A 14,122-nucleotide genomic window follows, 5' to 3' on the forward strand; every position below is an offset into this window, starting at 1 on the left:
AGGCTGTTTTAAGGTACGTGATAGCATCTTTGTAAAGAATTTAATTCTTTTACAGATGAGAGTACTACCTTTTATATGCACACTGCTATTTTTTCAGCTGACTTTTTCGCAGAAAGCGCTTACGCTAAAAGACTGCGAAGATGCCATGCAGCAAAATAACTACCAGCTACTGGCCGAACAATACAATATCACCGCTTCCAGAGCTGCCGTTATTCAGGCTAAAATCTGGGATCATCCCAATCTTTCCCTTGCCGTTAATGCTATTAACCCCGATGAAAAGAGATATTTTGATGCCGGTAAAAACGGGCAGAAAGCGATTGCTGTAGACCAGCTAATCCACATTGGCGGTAAAAAGAGAAATGAAATCAAACTGGCCAAATCCAATGTAGCTCTTGCCGAACTGCAATTTGAAGAATTAATGCAGGATTTAAAGCACGAATTAAGACAAAGCTTCTATGCGGTTTTCTTCGACCTGAAAAAAATTGCCAGCATCGAATCGCAGACCAAACAAATCGAAGACCTGCTGCAATCGTATGAAGTACAGGCAGACAAAGGGAACATTCCGTTAAAAGATGTGGTAAGACTACAGTCCTTACTGTTAAACCTTAAAAATGACCGTATCGCTATCCAGAAAGAAATAACCGAGCAAAAAAAGAGCCTGGTTATCCTGACCGGAATAGATGAAGAAATTGTACCATCGGCCGACGAAAATGAACTGATCCTGACCTTTAACGCTCCAAAATATAACGAAAGCGAATTATTCAATATTGCCAAAGAAAAAAACCCGGAATACCTGAGCTCCCTGAAACAGGTGGAAAGTCAGGAACTGGCCGTAAAACTGCAAAAATCCCTTTCCGTACCGGATATCACTGCCGGACTTGCCTACGATCAGGTGGGTGGTGCGTTTAAAAACGAGGTAAACTTTACATTGGGCATCCCGCTTCCGCTTTGGAACAGAAACAAAGGAAACATTAAAGTAGCCGAAGCACAACTGGGCCAGGTAAAAGCAAACAAAGACTTTAAAACCTTAGAATTAAAAAATGAAGTCAACGGAGCGCTTTCTATCTGGAAAGAACAAAAAACACAATATACGTCCCTGTCCAAAACCATCAACCAGAACCTTGATCTGGTTTACCAGGGCATTCTGAAAAACTTTCAGCGACGCAATATCTCATTATTAGAGTTCACCGATTTTATGGAAAGCTATAACCAAAGCACATTACAGCTGAACGAAATGAGAAAACAACTGATACTATCCGGAGAACAAATCAATCATATTACCAATACAACTATTTTCTAAGATGAAATATACATTTATAACTTGCCTGTCCCTGCTTGCTTTACTTTCTTGTCAGGACAAAGAAAAAAAAGCAGAAATAAAAGAAACCTTCGTGCTAAGCAATAAAATGCTGCAAACAACCAAAACGGCACCGGTAACCCTACAGCCGCTGCGAAACGAGTTGAATTATTACGGTAAAATCACGACCGATAACAACAAAACCATTGAAGTATTCCCGGTTGTTGGTGGTAGTGTTGCAAAAGTATATGTACAATTGGGTGATTATGTAAACAAAGGCCAGCTGCTGGCAACCATCAGAAGTACCGAAGTAGCCGATTTTGAAAAACAACTGGACGATGCTAAAAACGATGTGATTGTGTCCAAAAACAACCTGAAAGTAGCTCAGGAACTATTTGAAGGAAAATTAAATTCCGACAGAGATGTTATTGAAGCTAAAAGCAATTACGACAAAGCCAAGTCCCAGTTGCAGCGCATCCAGGAAACGTATAAGATATACAATATCAAATCAGGTGCTATCTATGAAGTGCGTTCCCCGTTGAGTGGTTTTATCATCCAGAAAAACATCAACGAAAACATGCTGCTTCGCGACGACCGCAGCGATAATATTTTTGACATCGCCGAAATCAACGATGTATGGGCTATCGCCAATGTAACCGAAAGTGAGATCAACGAGATCAAACTGGGCGAAAATGCGGCCGTATCCACGTTGAGTTACCCTGATAAAATATTCAGCGGAAAAGTCGACAAGATTTTCAACATCATCGATCCGGATACGAAAGCCATGAAAGTGCTGATCAAACTGAATAATCCCGATTATGTCCTGAAACCGGAAATGAGAGCATCGATCAAGATCTCTTATGTGGAAAAAGACAAAGAAATGCTTTCTGTTCCCGCTTCCGCTGTGATCTTTGACAAGAGTAAGAATTTTGTAATCATTTATAAAGACCGGAACAATATCGAAACCCGACAGGTTGAAGTATTCCGCCAGGTTGGAGACACCGCCTATATTTCTTCCGGAATCAGTGCAGGAGAAAAAGTAATGACACACAATCAATTGCTAGTTTATGGCGCCTTAAATGATTAATCATGAATAAATTTATCAGAAACATAATTGCTTTTTCCCTAAAGAACAAAGCATTCACCTTTTTTTGGGTTGGAATTCTTGTCATATCAGGATTTGTAGCCTTTAAAAACATGCCCATCGAAGCCTTCCCGGACGTAACCAATACCCAGATTATTATCGTTACCGAATGGAATGGCCGAAGCGCCGAAGAAATTGAACGTTTTGTAACGACTCCTATCGAGATTTCGATGAACTCTGTTCAGAAAAAAACGAGTGTGCGAAGTATTACAATGTTTGGTCTGTCGGTTATCAAAATTATCTTTGAAGATGATGTCGACGACTTTTTTGCCCGCCAGCAGGTAAACAACCAGCTGCGTACCGTTTCCCTGCCCGATGGTGTGGATCCGGACGTACAGCCGCCTTACGGACCAACAGGGGAAGTATTCCGCTATGTGCTGAAAAGTAAAGACCGGGACACCCGCGACCTGCTAACCTACCAGAACTGGGTAATTGACCGTCAGTTAAGAGCCGTTCCCGGTGTAGCCGATGTAGTTGCTTTTGGCGGACAGGAAAAAACCTATGAGATCAGTGTAGATCCGGGACGTTTGTCTAAATACAACATTACACCGCTGGAAGTATTTGATGCGGTAAACAAAAGTAACCTGAACGTAGGTGGTGACGTTATCGAGAAGAACGGCCAGGCCTATGTGGTTCGTGGTGTCGGGTTGTTAAGCTCCATTGAAGACATCCAGAACATTATTGTGGCCGATGCCGGCGGTAATCCCGTATTGGTAAAAAACCTTGCCGATGTGGCCGAAAGCTCCTATCCGCGTGTCGGACAGGTTGGTCTTGACAAGAACAACGATGTTGTGGAAGGAATTATCGTGATGCGAAAAGGCGAAAATCCGAAAGAAGTACTGACGAAAATCAAGGAAAAAGTAAACGAAATTAACGATAACGTATTGCCGAAAGACATCAAAATGGTTACTTTTTACGACCGTGATGACCTGATGAATTTTACAACCGCAACCGTAATGCACAACCTTTTTGAAGGAATCATTTTCGTAACCGTAATTGTATTCCTTTTTATGGCCGACTGGCGAACGACTTTAACCGTTGCCATCATCATACCGCTGTCGCTGCTTTTTGCCTTCCTGTGTTTGAAAATAAAGGGCATGAGTGCCAACCTGCTGTCCTTAGGAGCCGTCGATTTCGGTATCATTATTGACGGAGCCGTCGTCATGGTCGAAGGGATATTTGTAACGCTGGACCATCTCGCCCATAAAAAGGGTATGAAAGCCTACAACAAGCTGGCTATTGGTAGCGTGATCAAAAAAACCGGTACAGAAATGGGGAAAGCTATTTTCTTCTCCAAACTGATCATCATTACCGCCCTGATCCCTATTTTCTCTTTCCAGAAAGTAGAAGGAAAAATGTTTGCACCGTTAGCCTATACCCTTGGTTTTGCCTTACTGGGAGCCTTGCTGTTCACGCTTACGCTGGTGCCGGTATTGTCCCATATATTACTGAATAAGAACGTTAAAGAAAAGAACAACCCGTTTGTGAACTTCTGGAACAGAATCGTAGAAAAAGGATTCCGCTTCACCTTTAAACACAAACAAAAAACACTGTTCGTTTCGATAGCCTTTATGATTTTAACCTTTATATCGGCCAAGTTTTTAGGAACGGAATTTTTACCGCAGCTTAATGAAGGAGCTTTATGGGTAACGGCCGAAATGCCTATCAGTACGTCGCTTCCGGAAAGTAATAAAATATCGGCCGAAATACGGACCATCCTGGGAAGCTTCCCGGAAGTGGAACAGGTATTGTCGCAAACCGGAAGAAGTAACGACGGAACCGACCCGAACGGATTTGGATTTGCCCAGTTCCAGGTTGACCTTTATCCGAAAAAAGAATGGAAAAGACACATATCGCAGGAACAGCTCATAGACCAGATGGATGCCAAACTGAAACAGATTCAGGGAATCACCTATAACTATTCGCAGCCGGTAATTGACAACGTGGCAGAAGCGGTAGCCGGATTTAAAGCCTCCAATGCCGTAAAAATTTACGGGGACGACCTGAACAAACTGGATGAACTGGCCACCAAAGTATTGGCACAGATCAGAAATATTGACGGTATTAAAGACGTGGGTATATTAAGAAACGTCGGACAACCGGAAGTAAGCGTTATCCTGGACAGGGAAAAAATGGCCGCTTATGGTGTTACCCTTGCCGATGCACAGGCAGTACTGGAAATGGCTTTTGGAGGAAAAACAGCCACCCAGAAATATGAAGGAGAGAAAAAATTTGATGTTCGTGTCCGTTATACAAAAGAATACCGAAAAGATGAAAAAGATCTGGCACAATTAAAGGTTCCGACCATTGACGGCGTAAAAATCCCGTTAAAAGAGATTGCCACGATTAAAAAGATCACCGGACCGGCTTTTATTTACCGCGACAACACCAAACGTTTTATTGCCGTTAAATTCTCTGTACGTGACCGTGATTTAGGAAGTACTATTGCCGAAGCACAATCGGTTATCAATAAAAAAGTAGAGCTTCCTTCCGGATACAGCTTCGGATGGACCGGTGAATTTGAAAACCAGGTAAGAGCGACACAACGTTTAAGCCAGGTCGTACCGATCAGTCTGGTTGGGATATTCGTCTTGCTCTTTATCATGTTTGGTAACATCAAAGATTCCCTGTTAGTACTGGCTAATGTACCGTTTGCCGTAATCGGTGGTATTATTGCGCTGCACGTAACCGGTATGAACTTCGGGATTTCGGCAGGTGTCGGATTCATTGCCCTGTTTGGTATCTGTATCCAGAACGGTGTGATCCTGATATCCGAGTTCCATAAGAACCTCAAGGAAAAGCTCACGCTCAATGAAGCCATTATTGAAGCTGTAAAAATCAGAACCCGTCCGGTAGTAATGACTGCTTTAATGGCTTCCATCGGATTGTTACCGGCAGCGATTTCAACCGGAATCGGTTCCGAGTCACAAAAACCGCTTGCTATCGTAATTATTGGCGGACTGATAACCGCAACCATATTGACACTGTTGGTATTCCCGATTATCTTCTGGATATTCAACAAGAAAAAGCATCAGCCAATTGATTGATTGTAAACAATTTTTTATTTGTTATTTTGGTTATTTGGAAAGGCCTCATCTCCGGATGAGGCTTTTTTTATGCCGCTTTTATTACAACGGTAAAACAGGGTTCCTTTTTTAATGATTTCATAACATTATTTGGTCTCATTTTATATTAACGATAATAATCAGACATAATCATCGTTTTTGTTGCTTATAAACTACTGAAAGGGTAATTTTACCTTGTGCAAAAAATCTATATCTACATATTAGTTTTCTTGATCGGCTCCAGTAACAGCTTTTTTCAGCAGTTCTACAAACTGCCGGTGCTGTTTCAGCATTATATGGAGCATCAGCAGCACGATGATATCGATTTTGTAAAATACCTTTCCATGCACTATTGGGGTCAGGATGATAACGATAATGATCAGGAACGCGACATGCAGCTTCCGTTCAAAAAAATCGACCTGCACACCGCCCAGCTTGTATTTGTTCCGCTCGACCGACCTGTTGAGTTCCCGTCCTGCCCTGTTATCTTAAAGGATCAGCGACCAATAATATACAAACCCACTTTTCATACCAATCCGGCATTAGCCTGCCTGTTCCGGCCACCTTCAGCATAATTGCCTTGTTAGAAAATACTTTCGGAAGTTAAAACAGCCTTGTTTTAGCCTCCCTGCTATTTATTCAAATACATCCAATTATGCTTAATAAGATCATTCAATTCTCAGTTAAAAATAAACTGGCAATTGGCATCTTCACTATACTGTGGATTCTCTACGGATGCTATGAAGTGAGCCGTTTGCCAATAGATGCCGTACCGGACATTACAAACAATCAGGTACAAATCATAACGACCGCACCGTCACTTGGTGCCGAAGATGTGGAACGGCTCATCACCTTCCCTGTCGAACAGGCCGTCAGTAATATTCCCGGATTAAAGGAAAGTCGCAGTATTTCGCGGTTCGGACTCTCTCTGGTAACGATCGTACTGGAAGATGATGCCGACATATACTGGGCACGCCAGCAGGTAACGGAACGGTTGCAACAGGTTAAAATAGACGAAAAGGCCAATGCGCCCGAACTGGCACCCGTGACTACCGGTTTGGGAGAAATCTACCAGTATGTTTTAAAGCCGAAACCGGGTTATGAGGCTAAATATTCCCTGGCCGATTTGCGGACAACCCAGGATTGGGATGTACGCCGGCAGTTACTGGGAACCAAAGGTGTAGCCGATGTTGCCACTTTTGGCGGTAACCTCAAACAATATGAAGTGGCAGTAAGCCCGTCGCGTTTAAAATCGTTAAACCTTACCATAACCGATGTGTTTACCGCCTTAAGCCGGAACAACCAGAATACCGGAGGTTCTTATATCGAAAAAGGTCCTACGGTATTGTATATCCGCAGCGTTGGTCTGGCCAGAAGCATTGGCGATATCGAAAATATTGTTGTCAAAAACCTGCACAACGGTGCCCCGGTACTGATTAAAAATGTAGCCAACGTTAAAATAGGTTCCGCGGTGCGCTATGGTGCACTGACCACTGATGATAACGGCGAAGTCGTGGGCGGTATCGTTATGATGCTGAAAGGACAAAACTCTTCGGAAGTAATTAAAAACGTTAAAGCGCGGATAGCAGAAATACAGGGACGTTTACCGGATGGTCTGGTTATTGAACCTTTCCTGGACAGAACCAAAATGGTGGACAATGCCATTGGAACCGTTGAAAAAAACCTGATTGAAGGCGCTTTAATTGTAGTGCTGATACTGGTGCTTTTCCTGGGTAATCTGAGAGCCGGACTGATCGTGGCTTCCGTAATTCCGCTTTCGATGCTGTTTGCCATTATCATGATGAACACCTTTGGCGTGAGCGGCAACCTGATGAGTCTTGGCGCACTGGATTTCGGGCTCATCGTTGACGGTGCCGTCATTATAGTCGAAGCTATTTTACACCATCTTCACAGTGCCAAAAAATACAAAACAGTCAATACTATCTCGCAGGCAGAAATGGACGAAGAAGTTTCGGGTTCGGCTTCCCGCATGATGAATGCTGCCGTATTCGGTCAGATCATTATTCTGATCGTGTACCTGCCGATACTTTCCCTGCAGGGTATTGAAGGGAAAATGTTTAAACCCATGGCACAAACCGTTGCCTTTGCAATATTGGGTGCTTTTATTTTATCGCTCACGTATGTACCAATGGTCAGTTCCCTGTTTATCAGTAAAAAAATAAGCCACAAGGCAAACCTTTCCGATAGGGTCATGCAAAAACTGGAACGTGTTTATGAAAAGGCGCTGGCAAAAGCACTTCGTTTTAAAAAAGGACTGGTTGGAGCTTCTTTTGCCCTTTTTGCGCTGGCTGTATTGGTCTTTACACAGATGGGCGGTGAATTTATTCCGCAACTGGAAGAAGGCGACTTTGCCGTAGAAACCCGTTTGTTATTAGGGACTAACCTCTCGACCACTACCGCAACTATCGAAAAGATATCCAAAGAGCTGAAAGCAAAATATCCCGAAGTCCAAAAAGTCGTTTCCCGCATTGGCAGCGCCGAAATCCCTACCGACCCGATGCCTATTGAAGGCGGTGACATGATTATCGTGCTGAAAGACAAATCAGAATGGATCAGTGCCAAAACCTTTCCGGAAATGGCCGATAAAATGGCCGCAACAGTGCAACAGGTCGCACCCGGCGTATCGACCGGGTTTCAGTTTCCCGTTCAGATGCGGTTTAACGAGCTGATGACCGGAGCCAAACAGGATATTGTCTGTAAGATTTACGGGGAAGATCTGGACAAACTGGCGGTATATGCCGAAAAACTGGGCAGTATCAGTAAAACGGTTTCCGGAACTGCCGACTGGTATATTGAAAAAGTAACCGGAATGCCGCAGATCGTCATCCATTACAATTGGGCAGAAATAGCCAGATACGGGCTGTATATCGACGATATTAACCGTACTGTAAATGCGGCTTTTGCCGGTGCGGTTGCCGGACAGCTCTATGAAGGCGAGAAAAAATTTGACATGGTTGTTCGTGTGGAAGATGCCGGAAGAAAGGATATAAACGATGTCCGCAATTTATTAATCGCTACTCCGTCCGGTGTTCAGATTCCGCTGTCGCAGGTAGCAGCGGTGGAAGAAATTGAAGGTCCCAACCAGATTCAGCGCGAAAATGCCAAAAGAAGGATTATTGTAGGCTTTAATGTCCGTGGCCGTGACGTACAGTCGATCGTTCAGGAATTACAGCAAAAAGTAAATGCCGAAATTAAATTTGATTCCGGTTATTACATTACTTACGGCGGTGCTTTCGAAAACCTGCAACAGGCAAAACAACGTTTAGGAATAGCGGTTCCGGTAGCTTTGTTCCTGATTTTTGTAATGCTCTATTTTGCGTTTTCATCGCTAAAAGAAGGCGCTATCATCTACACGGCAATTCCTTTATCGGCTATTGGCGGTGTCTTTGCTTTAGCCTTGCGGGGCATGCCTTTTAGTATCTCTGCCGGCGTTGGTTTTATTGCGCTGTTTGGTGTTGCTGTGTTAAACGGTATCGTACTGATCTCGGAGTTTAACCGTATCAAAAAAGCCGGTACAATAACCGATCCGCTGCAGCAGGTCATGACCGGTACCAAAAACCGGCTGCGTCCGGTACTCATGACGGCTGCCGTAGCCTCACTGGGATTCTTACCGATGGCGCTCAGCAACGGTGCCGGCGCAGAAGTACAGCGCCCGCTGGCTACTGTAGTGATTGGCGGTCTGATTACCGCTACCCTGCTCACCTTGTTTGTACTACCTGCCTTATATCTTATGTTTTATAACACAATTGATTTTTCAAAAATGAAAACAAAATTGAATTTTAAAAATAAGCTGCCTTTATTATTTTTGGGGCTGCTTTCCTCCTATATCGTACAGGCACAGCAGCCAAAAGAAATCACACTGAAACAATCGGTTGCACTGGCCCTGCAAAACAATTACCAGGTACAGGGAGCCCGGTTAAGCGAGCAATCTGCTAAACTGCTCCAAAAAACGGCTTTTGAGCTTCCCAAAACCCAATTGGATATGGACTACGGACAGTTTAACAGCCGGCTGAACGATACCCGTTTCGGTGCCAGCCAGTCCTTTAGTTTTCCAACAGTTTACACCAACCAGAAAAAGCTGCTGCAAGAAAACTATGCTGCCGCACAGGCTAAGACCCAACTGACCCAGCAACAGCTAAAAAGCCATGTCAGCAGTCTTTTTTATGAGCTGTTATGGCTGCAACAGAAGAAAACCTTACTGGTATATGCCGACAGTATTTATCGTTTGCTGGAAAACAAAGCCAACCTGCGGTTTACCAAAGGCGCTACAGACGTACTGGAAAAAGCAACCGCACAATCCAACCGGCAGAAATATACCAATCAGCTGCAGCTGCTTGCCAAAGACATCAGCATACGCCAGCAGCAGTTTAACCTGCTGTTACAGGACAGCATACCGTATGTTCCGAAGCACGACAGTTTAAAAATAGAAGTACCGGCTTTGCTATTCAAAACCGCCGATGTCGCACAGCTGCCTGCCATGCAATGGAGCCGTCACCAGACCGAAGCCGCCAAATGGCAATGGAAAACAGAACGTTCCAGAATGTTACCCGACTTTGTACTGGGCTATAATAACCTGAGCATTACAGGCATGCAAACATCCGCAAACGGTACAGACGTTTATTACGATCGCAACGACCGTTTTCATTATGTAACCGTAGGATTGACCATTCCGGTGTTTTTTTCGGCACAGTCAGCCCGGATAGCAGCGTCCAAAGTGGAATGGCAGTCTGCACAAAAACAGCAGGAATTACTGCTGTTACAGCTAAAAACCAATTCCGGTACTGCGCTGCAGGAGGTTGAAAAATATACCGAAGCCCTGCATTATTATGAAACGGAAGGTTTAAAAAATGCCGACACCATCATTAAGGCTGCAAACCGGCAGTTTGAAAGCGGTGCAATAGATTACCTGCAATGGGTACTGGTTATCAATCAGGCTATCGCTATTAAAAATGACTACCTGGATGCCGTTAACGCATATAACCAGGCCGTTATACAAGTACAACAACTTCACAATTTATAATATTCAACATGAAACACTATATCCTGATTTTCGCCTACCTCTTTTTACTCACCGGTTGCAGTAACAAAAAAGAGACTCCGGAAACCACTGCCGGAAAAACAGTTCCTACTGTGGTTTCCCTGACTGCCACACAAATAAAAAATGCCGGAATCGCATCCGCTTTACCGGTCGTACAGGATGTTCAGGGATCTTTATTGCTCCAGGGTTCGGTGAGCGTTCCGCCGCAAAGTACCGTAAGCCTTAGCTTCCCGTTGGGCGGCTACCTGAAACACACTGCGATGCTACCCGGTATGTACGTTCGAAAAGGCCAGGTTCTGGCTACTATGGAAGACATACAGTTCATACAGCTGCAACAGGATTTTTTAACGGCAAAAGAGCGTTTTCTTTTAGCCGATAAGGAATACAAACGTCAGAAAGGACTGAATGAAAGTAAAGCCAGCAGTGATAAAGTTGCCGAACAGGCACATACTGAAAGACAAACCCAGCAGATCGATATGGCTTCGCTTGCGCAGAAATTACGCCTGATTGGTATCAATCCGGAAAAGCTGAATGCTGCTACTATTTCCAAAACGGTAGCCATTGTTTCCCCGATTACCGGTTTAGTGGCAAAAGTAAATGTCAATGTGGGCAAATATACTGCTCCCACCGATGTGCTGTTTGAACTGGTGGATACAAAGGACCTGCTTCTGACGCTGAATGTTTTTGAAAAAAATGTGGACCAGGTCAGCATTGGTCAGACCGTTATGGCATATTCGAACAATGACCGCAATAAAAAATACAAAGCCAGCATACAGTATATCAATACAACACTCAACTCAGACGGCGCGATGGAACTGATTTGTAAGTTCGACAAGATCGATGCGGCTTTATTACCGGGATTGTTTATGCAGGGCGAAGTTGCCGTCCGGAACAACAAAGGTCTTTCCGTTCCGGAAGATGCTGTTGTCCGCTGGCAGAACCGTTACTATGTCTTTACCGAGCAAAAAGAAGGTACTTATACAATGATTCCGGTCGATTTGGGAAATGCCCATAACGGAATCCGGCAGATTATAGCTTCCTCAATACAAACAAACTCAAAAATAGTCGTTAAAAATGCCTATACCTTATTGACAAAATTAATGAACAGTACCGAAGAATAATGGTACTGTACCGTTTAGATTGTTGCTTTGTTTATTGAAAAGGGCCTCCTCTCCGGATGAGGTCTTTTTTTGTTTAAAATTGTTTGCTTTTGCCGGAAATGAGCCGTTACGGTACAATTAATCCGTTTTTATAGTTCAGAATATATTCCACGGTATCTTTTTCAGATTGCGTTTCATAGATAATTAACTGCCCGTTTTCATTTTTAAACGAACCGCTTTCTATTGTTTCGCCTTTTCTGTTTTTTGAGAAGTCCACATTCAGCAGTCTTCCATCGGCATAATGCCTTATGGTGTGGAGCTGCCCGTTATTAAAATACCAGATCCATTTGCCGTCCATTTTCCCGTTAACCAAATTTCCTTTACCGTAGAATTTCCCGTTTTGATGGTAAAATTTCCAGCTGCCAACCTGTTTTCCGTTGTCAATTTTCCCGATCTGTCTTAATTTCCCGTTTTCGTGATACACTTTGCTGGTACCGGTTTCAACATTGTTTTTAAAGCTGCTTTTCATATAAAGCCGATCCTTTTCATCATAATACCTCCAAACACCCTGTTTTTGGTTGTTGACCATTTTTCCAACCAGCTTGCGATTTTTGCTATCCCTTTCGGAGACTATATTTTTTGAACAGGAAATAAAGATAAGTACCGTAAAAAAGTATAAAAAGATTCTCATTTAAAAATAATTACAGATCACCGTTTTCAAGGTGCCATTATTAGGTCGGCCGGGCGTTGTACGTAATACATCAAAAGTGTAATTGTCCCTTTTTTATGGGCGTTTTTTAAGCACAATGGAGCCTTCCCGCAAAAATACACTACTCCTTATAAAGAGCCAAACAAAAACTATGATCTAAAAGTGTTATTTTTAAGGCGTTGAATACCTGTCAAAACCTAAAACCAAATGTTATGATCAGAACCGTTTCCGTACTACTGTTATTCACGCTGTTTGTATCCTGCCGGCAGACCGCTACTAAAAGTGCCGATAAACAGCAACAGGCAAAAGATTCGCTAACAGCTACTCTTGACAGCCTTTACCGGCAAGGGTATTTTAATGGTTTTTCGGTTGCCCTGGTAAATGAAAACGGAACGTTGTATCAAAACGGGTTTGGGTATGCCGCTGTTGAAAACAAGCGGAAATATACCGTACATACCATTCAGAATATTGCTTCCATTTCGAAAACCTTTGTTGGCATAGCTTTGTTAAAAGCGCAGGAACTGCATGCCTTAAAACTGGATGACCCAATTAATAAATACCTGCCTTTTAAGGTTTACAATCCGCATTTCCCGGATCAGGAAATCACCATCAGGCATTTGGCAACCCATACTTCCGGGATTATGGACAACGATTATTACCTGACACAGAATTATTATCTGAAACCCGGTCAGGATTTAAAAAATGTAAAGCAGACATTTGATGATACGCAGGTATTTAATGCCCCGGACTCCGTGTTGCCGTTAAATATATTTCTGAGCAACTTTCTGGCAGAGGACGGAAAATGGAACAACAGTTTTTCCAAAAACAAACCCGGAGCCATTTATGAATATTCCAATATAGCAACCACACTTGCCGCTTATATCGTCGAACTGGCAACCGGTGAAGGTTTCGATTCGTTTACGACCCGGTATATTCTAAAGCCCTTACAAATGAATGAATCGGGATGGAAATTTGACGCTGTGGATTTTTCAAAACACTCCAGGCTTTACGAAAATCCCAAAACACTGCTTCCCTATTATGCAATGATTTCGTATCCGGACGGTAATTTTATCACCTCTATAAATGATTTGAGTAAATATTTAACTGAATTAATAAAAGGTTTTGATAATAAGGGTACTATATTAAACAAAAACAGTTATTCCGAATTATTCGGAGGCCAATTAAGTGCCCGGAACTTTACCGAACGGAATACACAGAATCCTTATAGCGAATCCTATAATGTAGGTATATTAATGGGAATCAGCCACACCGGAAACATCGGGCATACCGGTGGTGATCCGGGTGTTGCTTCCATGTTGTTTTTTAATCCCAAAACCAAGATCGGCCGGATCATCATCACTAATACCAGCATAACCGACAAACCCGGAAGCGATATGTTTTACCGTATCTGGGATGAACTGGAAGCCCGTCAAAATAGTTTTATTGAGTAATCATACAACCAACCTGACACCTTTCAATACCCTGAAAAAAGATATCGCGATTTAAACATCCGTTTCCTCCCGAACCGGAATTTTGCAATCTGATTACCCCGTTTTCCAAAAATATTCCCGGAGTAATTTTTTTAGCTGTTGATAAGTCCGCCATAATACCAAAAATAAACTTCCCCGGCATTGTTTATAACCTCCGTTTTGGTTTTCGGTTTCCCCCTAACCTGTTCGGTTTACCCGTTAAAATTGCTGTTGATAATTTCTTATCCGGCTGCCATTTTCTGCTGTTGATAAAACGGT

Annotated in this window: 8 protein-coding genes; 7 read left to right on the forward strand and 1 reads right to left on the reverse strand. The window is 43.1% G+C overall.

Features of this window, described 5'->3' with window-relative positions:
* The first annotated feature begins 55 nt into the window (after nucleotides 1-55).
* The 6 genes from HW120_RS12860 (at nucleotide 56) to HW120_RS12885 (ending at nucleotide 11,686) form a co-directional block, all read left to right on the forward strand.
* Nucleotides 56-1,300, forward strand: a complete 1,245-nt coding sequence (locus tag HW120_RS12860) for a TolC family protein (protein ID WP_177734493.1) — start codon at nucleotides 56-58, stop codon at nucleotides 1,298-1,300.
* A gap of 1 nt (nucleotide 1,301) precedes the next feature.
* Nucleotides 1,302-2,384 (forward strand): efflux RND transporter periplasmic adaptor subunit, encoded by a 1,083-nt coding sequence (locus HW120_RS12865; protein WP_177734494.1) that lies wholly within the window; start codon nucleotides 1,302-1,304, stop codon nucleotides 2,382-2,384.
* Nucleotides 2,385-2,386: 2 nt separating this feature from the next.
* A complete protein-coding gene (locus HW120_RS12870; RefSeq protein WP_177734495.1) occupies nucleotides 2,387-5,488 on the forward strand; it encodes an efflux RND transporter permease subunit in 3,102 nt (1,033 codons plus the stop codon).
* Nucleotides 5,489-5,703: 215 nt separating this feature from the next.
* Nucleotides 5,704-6,081 carry a hypothetical protein gene (locus HW120_RS12875; RefSeq protein ID WP_177734496.1) on the forward strand — a complete coding sequence of 126 codons (378 nt, stop codon included), beginning with the start codon at nucleotides 5,704-5,706 and terminating at the stop codon, nucleotides 6,079-6,081.
* An 80-nt stretch (nucleotides 6,082-6,161) separates the two neighbouring features.
* Nucleotides 6,162-10,547 (forward strand): CusA/CzcA family heavy metal efflux RND transporter, encoded by a 4,386-nt coding sequence (locus tag HW120_RS12880; protein ID WP_177734497.1) that lies wholly within the window; start codon nucleotides 6,162-6,164, stop codon nucleotides 10,545-10,547.
* Nucleotides 10,548-10,555: 8 nt separating this feature from the next.
* A complete protein-coding gene (locus HW120_RS12885; protein ID WP_177734498.1) occupies nucleotides 10,556-11,686 on the forward strand; it encodes an efflux RND transporter periplasmic adaptor subunit in 1,131 nt (376 codons plus the stop codon).
* Between the two features lie 106 nt (nucleotides 11,687-11,792).
* Here the strand turns inward: HW120_RS12885 and HW120_RS12890 are convergent, their stop codons facing one another.
* On the reverse strand, nucleotides 11,793-12,254 hold the full coding sequence (locus HW120_RS12890; RefSeq protein ID WP_218618723.1) for a toxin-antitoxin system YwqK family antitoxin: 462 nt from the start codon (nucleotides 12,252-12,254) through the stop codon (nucleotides 11,793-11,795).
* Between the two features lie 332 nt (nucleotides 12,255-12,586).
* On the opposite strand from HW120_RS12890, the gene HW120_RS12900 reads away from it, so the two are divergent.
* Entirely contained in the window at nucleotides 12,587-13,825 is a 1,239-nt protein-coding gene (locus HW120_RS12900) for a serine hydrolase domain-containing protein (protein ID WP_177734499.1), read from the forward strand.
* Nucleotides 13,826-14,122: the final 297 nt, after the last annotated feature.

This window comes from Flavobacterium inviolabile (genome assembly GCF_013389455.1).
In the GTDB taxonomy this organism is placed as follows: domain Bacteria; phylum Bacteroidota; class Bacteroidia; order Flavobacteriales; family Flavobacteriaceae; genus Flavobacterium; species Flavobacterium inviolabile.